The organism is Mycolicibacterium canariasense (assembly GCF_002101555.1).
Lineage (GTDB): Bacteria > Actinomycetota > Actinomycetes > Mycobacteriales > Mycobacteriaceae > Mycobacterium > Mycobacterium canariasense.
Map to the genome: position 1 here is coordinate 114,632 of NZ_LQOL01000056.1, position 16,540 is coordinate 131,171.

A 16,540-nucleotide genomic window follows, 5' to 3' on the forward strand; every position below is an offset into this window, starting at 1 on the left:
AGCCAACTTGTGGCGCGTGTGGCAGGACCACGCCGGGAACCGGCCGAATCACGCAAATCACAAGGTCGCGGGGCGGTGAACGTCTCGACAGTTAGTTTATGCAATGCTAACTTCAGCGGAGTTAGCATAGGCAAACTTAAGGAGACGGCGGGCGGCGTTGTGCCCCGCGATGGCATATGGATACGGTCAGTGGCACGCTCACGCCGAGCGTAGGAGGAGCGCGCGTCGACCGCGACGTCGCAAGCAGGTTCGCGACGTGTTGTCGCGCCCTGGGACTGTCGGTCCACGATCGGCAGCGTCCCGCCGACCTTGCCGCCGCGCGATCGGGCTTCACCGAGCTGACCCGCATCGCGCGGGAGCACTGCGACGGGTGGGTGGGCCTGGCCGCCGCCGGAGCCGGAACCGGCGAGCAGGCCGGGCGGGTCATCGAAACCATCTGGCGCACCGCCGCGACGCTGGGCGCCCTGCAGCGCGATATCGAGCTGAGCCCCGGCGCGCTGGGTTTCACCTACGACACCGGGCTGTATCTGCAGTTCCGGGCGATCGACCGGGACGATATCCAGCTCGCCTATGCCGCCACCCTGGCCGATTCCGGTGACTTCGCCACCGCCGACAGCCTGGTCGCCGAGCTCGTCGAGCGCAGGCCCCGCTGGCTGCAGGCGCGCTGGGTCCGGGTCGCGATCTTCCACCGCACCCGTCGTTGGGCCGACGTGGTGCGCCTGCTCACCCCCGTCGTCAACGATCCCGACCTCGACGAGCACTACGCGCATGCCGCCCGAGTGACGCTGGGTATCGCGCTGGCCCACCTCGGTATGTTCGCCCCGGCGATCTCGCATCTGGAGAACCCGGAGGGCCCGGTCGCGGTGGCTGCCGTCGACGGCGGCCTGGTCAAGGCGCTGTCGCTGCGCGCCCAGGGCGAGACCGAGGAAGCGGCCGATGTGCTGGCCGCGCTGTACGCCGCCAACCCCGAACACGCGGGAATAGAAGAGGCGCTGCAAGATTCGTCGTTCGGGCTGGATACCACCACCGCGGCGCGCATCGATGCGCGCACCGATCCCTGGGATCCGGGCACCGAACCGGGTGAGGGCGATTTCGTCGACCCGGGAGCCAAGGAGCGCAAGGCGCACCTGCTCACCGAGGCCGAGGCCGAACTGGCCGAGTTCATCGGCCTCGACGAGGTCAAGTACCAGGTGGCCCGGCTGAAGAGCTCGGTCGCCATGTCGATCCGCCGGCAGGAGCGCGGCCTGGCCGTCGCGCAGCGCACCAATCACCTGGTGTTCGCCGGCCCACCGGGTACCGGTAAGACCACCATCGCCCGCGTCGTCGCCAAGATCTATTGCGGTCTTGGACTTTTGAAGAAGGAAACGGTTTGCGAGGTGCACCGCGCCGACCTCATCGGTCAGCACATCGGCGAAACCGAAGCCAAGACCAACGCCATCATCGACAGCGCCTTGGACGGCGTGCTGTTCCTCGACGAGGCCTACGCGCTGGTGTCCACCGGCGCCAAGAACGACTTCGGCCTGGTGGCCATCGACACCCTGCTGGCCCGGATGGAGAACGACCGCGACCGGTTGGTCGTCATCGTGGCCGGCTACCGCGCCGACCTGGACCGCTTCCTGGACACCAACGAGGGCCTGCGCTCCCGCTTCACCCGCAGCATCGACTTCCCGTCCTACAGCGCACCGGAACTCGTCGAGATGGCGATGCGGATGGCCGAGAAGCGGGACAGCGTGTTCGAGAACGCCGCACACGACCAGATGGAGAAGCTGTTCGCGCAACTGGCGCAGGGAACCACCCCGGATGCCAACGGTGTTCCGCGGCGCAGCCTCGACATCGCCGGCAATGGCCGCTTCGTCCGAAACCTTGTCGAACGTTCCGAGGAGGAACGTGAGTACCGATTGGACCACTCCGAGTCCGACGAGTTCACCGATGACGAGCTGATGATCATCACCGCCGATGACGTGAGTCAGTCGGCCGGCCCGCTGCTGCGCGGCCTCGGATTGACGGTGCCCCAGTGATGGCCGGCAACGACCCGACTGCCGGGAACGCCGGCGAGGACCGGCGCGAATTCGCTTCGCGCACACCGGTTAACGAGAACCCGGACCAGATCCGATATCGGCGTGGCTTCGTCACCCGGCATCAGGTGTCGGGCTGGCGGTTCATGATGCGCCGCATCGCCTCCGGGGTCGCGCTGCACGACACCCGGATGCTGGTCGATCCCTTGCGCAGCCAGAGCCGTGCGGTGCTGGTCGGGGCCCTGGTGCTGGTCACCGGGCTGGCCGGCTGCTTCGTGTTCTCGTTGATCCGGCCCGCCGGGGACGCCGGCACGGCCACCATCCTGGCCGACCGGGACACCTCCGCACTGTATGTGCGCATCGGGGACGTGGTACATCCCGCCCTCAACCTCACCTCGGCCCGGTTGATCGCCGGCCGGCCGGACAATCCGACGCTGGTCAAGAGCAGTGAGATCGACAGGTTCGCCCGCGGCAACCTGATCGGGATCCCCGGTGCTCCGGAACGCATGGTGCAGAACACCTCTCGTTCGGCGGACTGGACGGTGTGTGATGTCACCACGTCGTCCGCCGGCGCCCCGGCGGGCGTCACCGTGCTGGCCGGGACTCCGGACCAGTCCGGCGAGCGGGCCGCCGCGCTGCCGTCCGACCGCGTCGTCCTGGTGCAGAACGTCGGCGGCGTGCACGCCGGGACATGGCTGTTGTGGAACGGCAAGCGCAGCCCCCTCGACCTGGGTAACCGGGCCATCACCGACGCGCTGGGCCTGGGCACCGACATGCCCGCCCCGCGGGTCATCGCCCCCGGCCTGTTCAACGCCATCCCGGAATCGGCACCGCTGGTGGCGCCCGCCCTGCCTGGCGCCGGCGCCCCGCCCCGCTTCGCATTGCCGGTCCCCGTCCCGGTCGGTGCCGTGGTCGCCGCCTACGAGGCCGACAACAGCATCCGCTACTACGCCGTCCTGGCCGAAGGCGTGCAACAGATCTCGCCGGTGCTGGCGGCCGTCATGCGCAACACCGACTCGTACGGCCTGCAACAGCCGCCGCGGCTCGGTGCCGACGACGTGGCCCGGTTGCCGGTGGCATCGGGTATCGACACCGCCGCCTACCCGTCCGAGAAGGTGACCGCGGTGGACGCCGCCGCCGACCCGGTCACCTGCGCGTACTGGTCCAAACCGGCCGGCGCCACCGAAAGCTCGCTGACCCTGCTGTCCGGGGCCGCGCTGCCGCTCCCGGACGGGCTGCGCACGGTCGACCTGGTGGGAGCCGGCTCCGGCGGTACCGCCGACCGTGTCGCCCTGCCGCCGGGCCGGGGGTACTTCGTCCAGTCGGTGGGCGCGGAAGCCGGTGCACCACAAGCGGGCTCAGCCTTCTGGGTGAGCGATACCGGCGTGCGTTACGGCATCGACACCGTCGGCGACACCAAAGCTGTCGAGGCGCTCGGCCTGACCCCGCCCCCGGTACCCATCCCGTGGTCGGTGCTCACCCAGTTCGCGGCCGGCCCGACGCTGTCGCGCACCGACGCGCTGGTCGCCCACGACGCCCTGCCCGCCGACCCCAAACCTGGCGTGGTCAACACCGCGCGCGAGGGAGAGAACTGATGAGCCGCTTGATCTTCGAGGCCCGCCGGCGCCTGCCAGCGCCGGAGGTCCGTAAGGGGGCCATCACCATCGAGGCGCCGCCCACACTGCCGCGGCTGGTGCCACCGTCGCTGCTGCGCCGGGTATTGCCGTACCTCATCGTCATCCTGATCGTGGGCATGATCGTGGCACTGGTCGCCACCGGCATGCGGTTGATCTCCCCGACGACACTGTTCTTCCCCTTCGTGCTGCTGCTGGCCGCCACCGCGCTGTATCGCGGGTCGGACAACAAGCTGCGCACCGAGGAGATCGACGCCGAACGCGCCGACTACCTGCGCTACCTGTCGGTGGTGCGGGACAACGTGCGGGCCCAGGCCCAGGCCCAGCGCGCGGCGCTGGAATGGTCGCACCCGGAACCCGAACTGCTGGCGGCGATCCCGGGCACCCGTAGGCAATGGGAGCGCGACCCGCACGACACCGACTTCCTGGTGCTGCGGGCCGGTTTGCACGATGCGCCCTTGTCGGCCGCGCTGCGGGTCAAGGACGTCGTAGACGAGGTCGACCTGGAACCGGTCTCGCACACCACGCTGCGCGGTCTGCTCGACGTGCACCGCACCGTCCGCGCGGTGCCGGCCGGGATCCAGCTGGCCAAGGTTTCCCGGATCACCGTGCTCGGCGATCGCGGCGAGGTCCGTGGCGCGGTGCGGGCCTGGCTCGCGCAGGCGGTCACCTGGCACGATCCCGCCGTCCTCGGGGTGGCCCTGGCCACGCCCGACCTGGAGACGCCGGACTGGTCGTGGCTGAAGTGGTTGCCCCACACCGATGTTCCCGGCGAGGCCGACGGTGTCGGACCGGCGCGCTATCTTGCGACCGGCGCCGACGAGCTGCGCGCGTTGCTGGCGCCGGCGCTCACCGACCGTGGCCCCTTCACCGGCGAAGCCACGGGCAAACACCTGCTGATCGTGCTCGACGATCCCGAGATCGACCCCGACGACATCCTCGGCCGGATCGGGGCCGCCGGTGTCACCCTGGTGCACTGCGGCACCAAAGAACCGCACCGCGAACAATATTCGGATCCGGAGCGGCCGATCCTCAAGGTCGCCGACGGCACGATCGCGCGGTGGCAGAGTGGGGGCTGGCAGCCCTACATCGACGCCGCCGACACATTGTCGGCCGCCGCGGCCACCCACCTGGCGCGCCGATTGGCCCGCTGGGACTCCAATCCCGATCAGGCACGCACCGCAGCCTCGGGCGCGTCGACGTTCACCACACTGTTCGGTATCCCGGATGCCTCCGCGCTCGATGTCGCGAGCCTGTGGGCGCCACGCAGCCGCGAGGACGAACTTCGGGTACCGATCGGCGTGACCGCAACCGGTGAGCCACTGATCTTCGACCTCAAGGACGAGGCCGAGGGTGGCATGGGCCCGCACGGCCTGATGATCGGTATGACCGGATCCGGCAAATCGCAGACGTTGATGTCGATCCTGTTGTCGCTGCTGACCACCCACCCCGCCGACCGGCTCATCGTCATCTACGCCGACTTCAAGGGCGAGGCCGGCGCCGACATCTTCCGGCACTTCCCGCAGGTTGTCGCCGTCATCTCCAACATGGCCGAGAAGCGTTCACTGGCCGACCGGTTCGCCGACACCCTGCGCGGTGAGGTGGCCCGGCGTGAACAGTTGCTCAGGGAGGCCGGCCGCTCGGTGCAGGGCAGCGCGTTCAACTCGGTGACCGAATACGAGGCGGCGATCGCGGCCGGGCACGACCTGGCGCCCATCCCGACGCTGTTCGTGGTGGCCGACGAGTTCACCCTGATGCTGGCCGAGCATCCCGAATACGCCGATCTGTTCGATTACGTGGCGCGCAAGGGCCGGTCGTTCCGGATCCACATCCTGTTCGCATCGCAGACCCTGGACGTCGGCCGGATCAAGGACATCGACAAGAACACCTCCTACCGGATCGGCCTGAAGGTGGCCAGCCCGTCGATCAGCCGGCAGATCATCGGCGTCGAGGACGCCTTCCACATCGAGGCCGGGCGGGAGCACAAGGGCGAGGGCTTCCTGGTGCCTGCCCCCGGCGCGACGCCCATCAAATTCCGCAGCACCTACGTCGACGGCATCTACGACCCGCCGCGCACCGCTCGGTCCGTCGTGGTGCAGTCCCTTCCGGAACCGCAGCCGTTCACCGCGGGACGGGTGGAGCCGGCTGTCGAGACAGTGATCCTGTCGAATGAGCCGGACGAGGCACCGATCCCGCGCAAGCTGATCACCACCATCGGCGACCAACTGGCTGCCTACGGTCCGAAGGCGCCGCAGCTGTGGCTGCCCCCGCTGGAGGAATCCATCCCGCTGGCCGACCTCCTGGGCCGGGCACATACTGACGAGCACCAATTCCGTTGGCCGCTGGGCGAAATCGACAAGCCGTTCGAGATGCGCCGGGACACACTGATGTTCACGGCCGATTCGGCGGCGGGCAATGTCGTGGTGCACGGCGGGCCGAAGTCCGGTAAGTCGGGCGCGCTGCAGACGTTCATGCTGTCGGCGGCCGCCCTGCACGCCCCGGGTGAGGTCAGCTTCTACGTGCTGGATTACGGCGGTGGGCAGCTGGCGCCGATGGCCGACCTGGCCCACGTGGGTACGGTCGCCACACCACTGGAGCCCGAGCGGATCCGCCGCACCTTCGCCGAACTGGAACAGCTGCTGCGGGCCCGGCAGGAACGCGGCGCGGCGGCCGGTGCCGCCGGCGGATACACCGACGGCTACGGTGAGGTCTTCCTGCTCATCGACAACCTGTACGCGTTCAGCCGCGACAACGTCGACACGTTCAACACCCGTAATCCGTTGCTGGCCAAGGTCACCGAATTGGTCAACAGCGGGCTGGCGTACGGAATCCACGTGGTGATCACCACGCCGAACTGGCTTGAGGTGCCCCTGGCCATGCGTGACGGGCTGGGTATGCGCCTGGAGCTCAAGCTCAACGACGCGCACGACAGCAATGTCCGAGTGGTCGGAGCGCTGCGCCGCCCCGCCGAGGCGGTACCCGCCGACCAGCCCGGCCGCGGCCTGACCATGGCCGCCGAGCACTTCCTGTTCGCCGAGCCCGATCTGCGCCTGATTCCCGCGATCAACGCCAAGTACCCGGACCGGCGAGCCCCCGAGGTGCGGCTGCTGCCCACCCAGCTGTACCCGGATGCGCTGGGCCCGTTGTACACCGGGCCCGAGCAGGTGGTCATCGGCCAGCGCGAGGAGGATCTGCGCCCGGTGGCCGTCGACTTCGCCCGCCACCCGCTGATGATGGTGTTCGGGGACAGTCGTTCCGGTAAGACCACCCTGTTGCGGCACCTCATCCGCACCATCCGGGACAACGCCACCGCGGGAAATGGTATCGCGTTCACCGTCGTGGACCGCCGGCTGCAACTGGTGGACGAGCCGTTGTTCCCGGACAACGAGTACACCGCCAACATCGACCGGATCACGCCTGCGATGCTCGGCCTGTCCGCGTTGATCGACAAGCGCCGACCCCCGGCCGGACTGTCCCCGCAGGAGCTGCGCAACTGGACGTACGCGGGGCACACCCACTACCTGATCATCGACGACGTCGACCAGATCCCGGACGGACCCGCCGTCAGCGGACCGTACATCGGGCAGCGGCCGTGGACACCGCTGCTGGGATTGCTGTCCCAGGCCGGTGACCTGGGCCTGCGGGTCATCGTCACCGCGCGGGCCAGCGGGTCGGCGCATGCGGTGATGACCGCGCCGCTGTTGCGCCGGCTCAACGACCTGCAGGCGACCACGGTCATGCTGTCGGGCAGCCCGGCCGACGGCGGCAAATTGCGCGGGCACCGGTTCCACCGGCTGCCTCCGGGCCGGGCAATGCTGCTCGGCGACGACGCCGATGCCATCCACGTGCAATTGGTGAACCCGCTGGTACCAGAACATGTTTCGGCCAGTACGAACGGAAAGGAATACAGCTGATGACGCTGCGTGTCGTTCCAGAAGGTCTGACTGCGGCGGCCGCCGCGGTGGAGGCGCTCACCGCCCGGCTGGCCGCGGCGCATGCCGCCGCCGCCCCGGCGGTCAACGTGGTGCTGCCCCCGGCCGCCGACCCGGTGTCGCTGCAGACCGCCGCCGGTTTCAGCGCTGCGGGCAGCGAACACAACGCGGTCGCCGCGCTGGCCGTGGAGGAGCTGGGCCGCTCCGCCGCCGGGGTGGCCCAATCCGGTGCCAGTTACGCCGCCGGCGATGCGCTCGCCGCCTCGTCGTACCTGATCGCCCGCGGCTGACGATGACCGCCCCCATCTGGATGGCGCTGCCACCCGAGGTGCATTCGGCACTGCTCAGCAGCGGTCCGGGCCCCGGGCCGCTGCTGGCTGCCGCGGGGGCATGGCAATCGCTCAGCGCCGAATACGCCTCCGCCGTCGGCGAACTCACCGCCACCCTGGGCACCGTCGGCGCCGGTTCGTGGGAAGGCCCGAGCGCCGAACAGTACATCGCCGCGCACCAGCCGTACTTGGCCTGGCTGGCCCAAGCCGGCGCCAACAGTGCGATCGCCGCAGCCCAGCACGAGACCGCGGCGGCCGCATACAGCACCGCGCTGGCCACCATGCCGACGCTCGCGGAGCTGGCGGCCAACCACGCCATCCACGGAGTATTGCTGGCCACCAACTTCTTCGGCATCAACACGATCCCGATCGCGGTGAACGAGGCCGACTACGTCCGGATGTGGATTCAGGCGGCCACCGTGATGAGCACCTACCAGGCGGTGGCGGCGGCGACCGTCGCGGCCACGCCCACGCTGCCGCCGGCGCCGATGCTGCTGAAGCCCGGAGTCGGCGAGGCCGGCAACGCCACTGCGACGGCCACCCAATCAGTCGCGCAGGCGCAAGCACTGAATTCCGGTACCGCGCTGGACAATTCGAACTCGATCCTGAGCTACCTGGAGTCCTATATCAAGTCGCTGCCGGGCGGCGACCTCATCTGGGACTTCCTGCAGAACCCGATCGGGACGACGCGGCAGATCATCATCGACTTCCTCACCAACCCGTCCGCGGCGCTGGTGCAATGGGGACCATTGCTGGCAGCGCTGTTGTACCAGGCGATCTTTCAGCCGGTCGGTTGGGGAACCTGGGGCGCGCTGCTCGTCGCACCGTTCCTGCTTCCGGTTCTGGCCGGCGTCGGCCTCGGCATGCTCGGGCTGCTTGCCCTGCTGCCGCAACCCGAGGTACCCGCCGAGGCGGCACCCGAGGCACCCGCGCCGCAGCGGGCCGACCAGCCCAACGTATGGCCGGTCGCCAGCGTCGCCCCGACCATCGGCACCCCCGCAGGGGCGCCGGCAGGCGCGCCCGCCGGAGCTGCCCCCGCCGGGGCGCCTGCCGCCACGCCGGTGGCGGCCACCACCGTCGCCTACGCGGTGCGTGGCGGCGATCCCGGCGAGGGTTTCACGCCGGTGATCCGGGACCGCACCGCGGCCAAGGCGCCGGCCTCCGGATCGGCGGCCGCGGTGGGATCGGCGGCGGCGCTGAGTGCCGCGGAACGCCGGAAGCGGCGCCGCAAGAAAGCCGCCGAGATCCAGGATTTCGCGTACGCCGACGCGTACATGGACTACGACGAGAACGACGACCGTCCCCCGGTGCCGCACGAACAGGAGCCCGCGGTCACGGCCTCCACCCGCGGGGCGGGAACGATGGGCTTCACCGGCGCGGTGAGCGGTGACGCCGAGAACACCACCGCCGCCGGCCTGACCGAGCTGACCGGTGACCAGTTCGGCGGGGGACCGGTCAATCCGATGTTGCCGGGTAACTGGCCATCCGATGGAGAAGGGGGACAGCACAACTGAACGCAGCACCGAATGTGACCGCCACTGATCGACACATCGAGAAGGAAATCCCATGAGCATGCTCGACGCCCACATCCCCCAGATCGTCGCCTCGGAGACCGCTTTCGGCGCCAAGGCCGCACTGATGCGCAGCACCATCGCCCAGGCCGAGCAGGCCGCGACGGCCTCGCAAGCCTTCCACATGGGCGAGGCCTCGGCCGCGTTCCAGGCCGCGCACGCCCGCTTCATCGAGGTGGCCGCCCGGGTCAACGCGCTACTGGACATCGCCCAGGCCAATCTCGGCGACGCAGCGGGCACCTACGTGGCGCAGGACGCCGCCGCCGCCAGCAGCTACACCTCCATCTGACCTTCCACCAGGAGAACACCATGTCGCAGATCATGTACAACTACCCGGCCATGCTGGGACTCGCCGGTGAGATGGCCGGATACGCGGGCGCACTCAACGCGGTGGGTGCGGATATCGCCGCGGAGCAGGCCGCGCTGGGCAACGCCTGGCAGGGCGACACCGGGATGACCTACCAGGCCTGGCAGGCCCAGTGGAACACCAGCATGAGCGAGTTGGTCCGCGCGTACCAGGCGATGGCCAGCACGCACGAGACCAACACCATGGCGATGAACGCCCGCGACCAGGCCGAGGGCGCCAAGTGGGGCTAGATGGTTGCTAACGCGGTCGAGCTGACCGTCGAGCAGGCCTGGTATCTCGCCGAGTTGACCGGCTCCGGCTCGTTCCCGTGGGTACTGGCGATCACGCCGCCCTACAGCGAGCCGTCCGCCGGTGCTGCCTTCGCGGCCGACCGCACCGCCGAGCTGAGCGAGCTGGGCGTGCTGTCCGGGAATGGCAGCGTCAATCCTGCTGTCGTCCGGTGGATCCGGTCGACCTGCCTGGCCCGGCAGTGGCTGGAGCTGCGCGTGGTGAGCCCCGGCGGTGACATGTTGCGGGGCGTGGTCGGCCGCCGGGGCGAGCGAAGCGACGGGAAGACGGCACAGGGCGAGCGAAGCGACGGGAAGACGGCACAGGGCGAGCGAAGCGACGGGATCGTCGTCGTCGCGTTGCGCAGCGGGGGACTGGTGACGTTCACCGAGGTGGACCTCGCCGACCCGCGCGATGTGGTGCCGGTGGTCACGGCCGGCCTGCAAGGACGGCGGCCTGCCGACTTCGACGAGTTCACCCTACCCATGCGGGCCGGGGCACGCGCCGACGAAAAGCTGCGTGGCGGCGCTGACCTCGCCGAAGTCGTGGCGCACCTGGGCATCCCGGCGTCGGCGCGGCCGGTGGTGGAGGCGGTGTTCACCGGACCGCGCAGCTACGTCGAGATCGTGGCCGGTGAGCACCGGGACGGCTACCGGGTGAGCACCGAGGTCGGGGTCAGCGTCGTCGACTGCGGTGCGGGACGCATCCTCGTGCACCCGCAGCGGGCGTTCGACGGCGAATGGGTATCGACCTTCACCCCGGGTGCCGCCCCGGCGATCGCCGCCGCGGTGGACCGCCTGACAGCAAGCCTGCCGGACGGCTCGTGGTTCGCCGACGCGAGGAGCGCTCGACTTTCAGCCGCACCGTCCGACCGAGATTTCGAACAGAGAACGGAAAACCGATGCCCGACAACACTGTGATGCCGATCGTGCGGGTGGCCGTGCTGGCCGCCGGCTCCGATGAGGAGTCCGGCCGCGCCGCCGGCCGGCTCACCGAGCTGGCACTGCCGGCCGAACTGCCGCTACGCGAGATCATCCCGGCCGTACAGCGCACCGTGCTGCCCGCCGACGACGGCGCCGATCTCGACGGCACGCCGGCCAGGCTGAGCCTGGCCCCGATCGGCGGCGCACCGTTCAGTCTGGACGCCACGCTGGACACCGTCGGGGTGGTCGACGGCGATCTGCTGGCGCTGCAGGAAATCCCGGCCGGCCCGGCCGCACCGCGCATCATCGAGGACATCGCCGACGCCGCGGCCATCTTCTCCACCGCCCGTGAACGCGCCTGGGGAGTCGGCCAGATCCAGCGAGGTGCCGTCGCGGCGGTGATCGCCTTCCTGCTACTGGCCACCGCGCTGGCGGCAACCTTCCGGGTCGGTACCGGCCATGCGGGCGGGCTGTTCGCCCTCGCCGGAGTCGCCGTCGTCGCGGTGGTGGCATCGCTGGCTGCCCGACCCAGGTCGGTGTCGCTGGGTACGGCTCTGGCGGTGACCGCACTGGCCCCGGTGGCCGCGGCGTTCGCGCTGGCCGTCCCCGGTGACTTCGGTGCCGCGCAACTGCTGCTCGCCGCGGCTGGGGTGACCGCATGGTCGATCATCGGCATCGTCGTGTTCGAACGCGCCATCGCGACCTTCACCACGACAGCGGTTACCGGACTCGGTGTGTTGCTGTTCGCCGCGCTGGCAACGGTGTGGGAGCTGACCGAGATCCGGATCGGTTGCGGCTTGATCGTTTTCGCGCTCTTGGTCACCGTGCAGGCCGCCCAGCTGTCCGCACTGTGCGCGCGGCTGCCCGTGCCGGTCCTCCCCGCACCGGGTGACCCGACCCCGTCGGCACAACCGCTGCGGGTGCTGGAGGATCTGCCCCGCCGCGTCCGCGTCACCGATGCGCACCAGACCGGTTTCCTGGCTGCCGGGGTTCTGCTGTCGGTCGCCGGTTCGGTGATCCTGGTCGGTGGACCCGTGGTATCGCCGTGGGCGTGGGTTCTGGTGGTGGTCGCGGCGGTGGGCACGGCATTGCGTGCCCGCGTGTGGGATTCGGCCGCCTGCAAGGCGTGGCTGCTGAGTCATTCGTTCCTGGTGACGGCCGCGCTGCTGATCGTGCTGCTGGTCACCGACCGCTACACCGCGGCCTGGTGGGCTTTGGGTGTGCTGACCGTGCTGGTCGCCGGCTGGGTGCTGGTGGCATCGAACCCGCGGATCGCCGCGCCGGACACCTACTCGTTGCCGGCGCGGCGCCTGCTGGGCTTCGTTGCGGCAGCGGTGGACGCATCGGTGATCCCGCTGGCCGCCTATCTGCTCGGCCTGTTCGAATGGGTGCTGAATAGGTGACCGGATCCCGTTGTGGGTGTGCACTACTCGGCACCGTCGGTGCCGTGGTGCTGCTGAGCTGCCCCGCCGCGGGCGCCGTCACACCGCCGGTGGTCGACGCCCAGGTGGCGCCACCCACGGGTGCGGCGGGTCCGGTGCAGCCCATGGCGCTGCGCACCCCGTGCGCAACCACCGGTGTGCTGCCCGGCACCGACGCGGCGGCGGTGAACCCGAACCAGTTGGTGCTCGATCTGCGCGGTGCCTGGCAGTACAGCCGGGGCGAGGGGCAGACCGTCGCCGTCATCGACACCGGCGTCCGCCCCGGCCCGCGGCTACCGAATGTGGAACCCGGCGGTGATTTCGTCGAAGCGGGTGACGGGCTGTCCGACTGTGACGGTCATGGCACGCTGATCGCCGGACTGATCGCCGGACAGCCGGGGGCGGACGGGTTCTCCGGTGTGGCGCCCGGTGCCACGTTGGTGTCGATCCGCCAGACCTCCGCGCACTACTCGCCCGCACAACAGGGTGCCGACCCGGTACTCACCCGCGCCGGTATCGATATCGCGACACTGGCCCGCGCGGTGGTGCGGGCGGCCGACCTGGGCGCCCGGGTCATCAACATCTCCGCCGTGACCTGCCTACCCGCCGACAGCACCGTCGACCAGTCCGCCCTCGGTGCGGCCCTGCGCTACGCCGCGGTCGACAAGGACGCCGTCATCATCGCGGCAGCCGGTAACAGCAGTTCCACCACAGCGGCCGGAACATCCTGTGCGGCAAACCCACTCGCCGATCCGGTACGCCCCGGGGACCCACGCAACTGGGGTGGTGTCACATCGGTGTCCATCCCGTCCTGGTGGCAGCCGTACGTGCTGTCGGTCGGCGCGCTGACCCAGCAGGGTGAGCCCGCACCGTTCACCATGGCCGGACCATGGGTCGGTATCGCCGCGCCGGGACAGGGCATCACGTCGGTGAGCAACGGCCCGGACGGTGGACTGGCCAACGGATTGCCCAATGCCAGAGGCGAACTGGCGCCGGCCAGCGGGACCAGTTACGCCGCGGCGTACGTGTCCGGTGTGGCCGCGCTGGTGCGGTCCCGCTTCCCGGAACTGACCGCCGAGCAGGTGGTGCGCAGGCTGACGATCACAGCGCACGGTGCCGACCGGTCGCCGTCGAATCTGTTGGGTGCGGGCAGTATCGATCCCGTCGCCGCGCTGACCTGGGATGTTCCCGGGCCGGGCGGTGCGGCAGATACGTCGAAAGCGGTTGCCGCACCGCCGGTTCCGGTGCCCGAAGACTCCACCCCACGGACCGTCGCATTCATCGGCACCGGGGTGCTCGCGCTGGTGGTCGCCGCAGTAGCCGCGATCACCGTTCGTCGACGGAAGGACACAGCCGCATGACGGCCCGACTCGCCCTGGCGTTGCTCTTCATCATCCCGGCCGCGCTTGCCTATCCCTGGCCGACGGTCACCTCGCGGTGGGTGCTCGGGGTGGCGATCGCCGTCGTCATCTTGGTGTTCGCATGGTGGCGCGGTGAATTCGTCACGACGCTACTGGGGCGTCGGCTGGCGATTCTCGGCCGTAACGCCCGCAGGTCCGGGACCGGCCCGCAGCCGGCCGATCGCGCGTCGGCGCTGCTGCGGATCGACGGCGCGGGTGAGCTACCGGTACCGCTGATCGCCGGGTACGTCGACCGCTACGGACTACGCTGCGACAAGGTCCGGATCACCAGTCGCGATCACGGTGGTGATCGGCAGACCTGGGTGGGTCTGACCCTGGCGGCCGAGGACAATCTGGCTGCCCTGCAGGCACGTTCGGTGCACCTTCCGCTGCACGACACCGTCGACGTGATCGGCCGCCGGTTGGCCGGTCACCTGAGGGAGCATGGTTGGACGGTCACCGCTGTCGATGGTGGTCAGCCGGAGCCGGTTCGCGATGACGCGCGCGAATCTTGGCGTGCGCTGACCGACGATGCCGGATTCGTTGCGGCCTACCGCATTCCGGTGCAGGCGCTGCCGGAGATGCTGGACGCCGTGTGGGCAAGTCCGGCCCAGGAGACCTGGACCGCCGTCGAGTTCGGCGTACGCAGCGTCGCGGCCGTGGTCGCGCTACGTACCGTCGAGGCTCCGGGCGCCGCGGCACCGGTGCCGGGGCTGACCCGACTGGGCGGGCGGCAGCGGCCCGTGCTCGATGCGCTCAAACTGTCTGCCGCGCAGCGTCTGGACGGTCACGAGCCGGTCACCCCGGACCTGCTCACACGGTTGGCTTGGCCGGTGGACGCCGCCCAGCTGCCGGTCAAGACGTAGGACGCACACCGGTCAGTTCAGCCCGAACAAGGCCGCACCGTTGTGGTGGAACACCGCGCGCAGCCAGTCGTCGTCGACGCCGGGCAACCGGGTCAGCGCCGTCATCGCATCCAGGTAGCCATAGGGGATGTTGGGGAAGTCGCTGCCCCACAGGATGCGGTCACCGAGCGCGCGCAGCCGCGGGTACTGCGTGGCGGGAAACGGCATGGTTTCCTCGGCGAACCCGGTGAAGGCCATCGTGGTGTCCAGGGCCACGTCGTAACGTTCGGCCAGATCCAGGAATTCGGTGTATTCCGGCATGCCCATATGCGCCACGATCAGCCGTAACCGTGGGTGCCGCCGCAGCACGGCACCCACCGGCCCCGGTCCGGTGTGGTTGCCCGGCTGCGGACCCGACCCACAGTGGATGACGATCGGGATACCGGCCTCTGCCACCATGCCCCAGACATTGTCGAGCAACGGGTCGGTGGGGTCATACCCGCCGACCTGCACGTGCACCTTGAACACCCGGGTGCCGCCGGTGATGGCCGTCTTCACGTATTCCGCGGCGCCCGGTTCGGGATAGAACGTGGCCGTCGACAGGCAGTCCGGGGTGTCCGCGGCGAACCGCGCCGCCCACTGGTTCAGCCACGCCGCCATGTCGGGCTTGTGCGGGTAGACCAAGGACGTGAAGGCGCGGACGCCGAACGCGCGCAGCGTGTCCAGGCGGGCCTGTTCGTCGCTGCGGTAGGTGATGGGCCAGGGCCGGCCCACCAGCGGGCCGGCCGCGTCGAAGTACTGCCAGACCTTGTCCATCACGTTCTTGGGCATGAAGTGGGTGTGCACGTCGACGATGCCGGGCAGCCCGAGGGATTCCCAGATCCGACGCACCGAAGTCGGTTCGTCCATCGTCACCGAACATACTCACAGCCTTGGGGAGGACAATCACACGCGTGTGGAATCCCGATGTATACCTCGCGTTCGCCGATCACCGCGGACGCCCGTTCTTCGACCTGCTGTCGCGGGTGGCCGCCGACGCGCCCCGCCGGGTGGCCGACCTGGGCTGCGGCCCGGGCAACCTGACCGTCACGCTCGGCCAGCGGTGGCCGGGGGCGCACATCGAGGCGTGGGACTCGTCGCCGGAGATGGTGGAGAAGGCACGCGAGCGCGGCCTGGACGCCACGGTCGGCGGCATCGAGGACTGGACCCCGCGCCCCGATACCGATGTGGTGGTGTCCAACGCCGCGCTGCAGTGGGTGCCGGGGCACCGGGACATCGTGCTGCGGTGGGCCCGGCAGCTGTCTCCCGGATCGTGGCTCGCATTCCAGGTGCCCGGAAACTTCGATGCGCCGTCGCACCGGGCGATCCGAGAGGTGGCGCGTCGTGAACCCTTCGCCGAGCACCTGCGCGAGATGCCATGGCGGGAGGCCGATGTCGTGGGCAACCCGGAGGACTACGCCGGGCTGCTCACCGACGCCGGGTGCGCGGTGGATGCCTGGGAGACCACCTACATCCACGAACTACGCGGTGAGACACCGGTATTGGATTGGATCACCGGGACGGCGCTGACCCAGGTGAAGGCCCGGCTGTCCGAGGAGCTGTGGCAGCAGTACCGGCGGGCGATCATCCCGGTACTGGCGCAGGAGTACCCGGTGCGCGCCGACGGCAGCACGTTCTTCCCGTTCCGGCGGGTGTTCGTCGTCGCCCAGATCCGGTGATTTGTGGAGCCGTAACCGGAATGATTACGGGTGCGGCTCCGCAAATCGCGCCTTGTCTGTACTCCCGCGGATCGGATCGAAGGAGTCGTGGAAGGTCGACCCGCTGAACATCTCGTCA

Annotated in this window: 13 protein-coding genes; 12 read left to right on the forward strand and 1 reads right to left on the reverse strand. The window is 69.7% G+C overall.

What is annotated here, in order from left to right; genetic code table 11:
• Positions 1–176 precede the first annotated feature (176 nt).
• From eccA to eccE, 11 genes are read left to right on the forward strand one after another with little or no spacing between them, the layout of a single operon-like run.
• Positions 177–2,018 (forward strand): type VII secretion AAA-ATPase EccA, encoded by a 1,842-nt coding sequence (gene eccA, locus AWB94_RS19765; RefSeq protein WP_062657395.1) that lies wholly within the window; start codon positions 177–179, stop codon positions 2,016–2,018.
• Positions 2,018–3,610, forward strand: coding sequence for a type VII secretion protein EccB (gene eccB / locus AWB94_RS19770; protein WP_062657394.1), 1,593 nt, complete (start codon positions 2,018–2,020; stop codon positions 3,608–3,610). Before eccA ends, eccB begins: the two co-directional genes overlap by 1 nt.
• Positions 3,610–7,563 (forward strand): type VII secretion protein EccCa, encoded by a 3,954-nt coding sequence (eccCa, locus tag AWB94_RS19775; protein ID WP_062657393.1) that lies wholly within the window; start codon positions 3,610–3,612, stop codon positions 7,561–7,563. Before eccB ends, eccCa begins: the two co-directional genes overlap by 1 nt.
• Positions 7,563–7,871 carry a PE family protein gene (locus AWB94_RS19780; protein ID WP_062657392.1) on the forward strand — a complete coding sequence of 103 codons (309 nt, stop codon included), beginning with the start codon at positions 7,563–7,565 and terminating at the stop codon, positions 7,869–7,871. Before eccCa ends, AWB94_RS19780 begins: the two co-directional genes overlap by 1 nt.
• 2 nt (positions 7,872–7,873) lie before the next feature.
• Positions 7,874–9,424 (forward strand): PPE family protein, encoded by a 1,551-nt coding sequence (locus tag AWB94_RS19785; protein WP_062657391.1) that lies wholly within the window; start codon positions 7,874–7,876, stop codon positions 9,422–9,424.
• 52 nt (positions 9,425–9,476) lie between these two features.
• A complete protein-coding gene (locus AWB94_RS19790) occupies positions 9,477–9,770 on the forward strand; it encodes a hypothetical protein (protein ID WP_062657390.1) in 294 nt (97 codons plus the stop codon).
• A gap of 20 nt (positions 9,771–9,790) precedes the next feature.
• Entirely contained in the window at positions 9,791–10,078 is a 288-nt protein-coding gene (locus tag AWB94_RS19795) for a WXG100 family type VII secretion target (protein WP_062657389.1), read from the forward strand.
• Positions 10,079–11,035: an ESX secretion-associated protein EspG gene (locus tag AWB94_RS19800; RefSeq protein WP_062657388.1), complete on the forward strand. Its 957-nt coding sequence runs from the start codon at positions 10,079–10,081 to the stop codon at positions 11,033–11,035.
• Entirely contained in the window at positions 11,017–12,441 is a 1,425-nt protein-coding gene (gene eccD / locus AWB94_RS19805) for a type VII secretion integral membrane protein EccD (protein WP_062657387.1), read from the forward strand. Before AWB94_RS19800 ends, eccD begins: the two co-directional genes overlap by 19 nt.
• Positions 12,438–13,820: a type VII secretion-associated serine protease mycosin gene (gene mycP, locus AWB94_RS19810; protein ID WP_062657386.1), complete on the forward strand. Its 1,383-nt coding sequence runs from the start codon at positions 12,438–12,440 to the stop codon at positions 13,818–13,820. Before eccD ends, mycP begins: the two co-directional genes overlap by 4 nt.
• Positions 13,817–14,725 carry a type VII secretion protein EccE gene (eccE, locus tag AWB94_RS19815; protein WP_062657385.1) on the forward strand — a complete coding sequence of 303 codons (909 nt, stop codon included), beginning with the start codon at positions 13,817–13,819 and terminating at the stop codon, positions 14,723–14,725. The genes mycP and eccE overlap by 4 nt, the downstream gene beginning before the upstream one ends.
• A gap of 12 nt (positions 14,726–14,737) precedes the next feature.
• Here the strand turns inward: eccE and AWB94_RS19820 are convergent, their stop codons facing one another.
• Positions 14,738–15,613 (reverse strand): amidohydrolase family protein, encoded by an 876-nt coding sequence (locus AWB94_RS19820; protein ID WP_062657384.1) that lies wholly within the window; start codon positions 15,611–15,613, stop codon positions 14,738–14,740.
• 44 nt (positions 15,614–15,657) lie between these two features.
• Between AWB94_RS19820 and AWB94_RS19825 the strand changes: the two genes are divergently transcribed.
• A complete protein-coding gene (locus tag AWB94_RS19825) occupies positions 15,658–16,422 on the forward strand; it encodes a trans-aconitate 2-methyltransferase (protein WP_062657383.1) in 765 nt (254 codons plus the stop codon).
• The last annotated feature ends 118 nt before the right edge of the window (positions 16,423–16,540 follow it).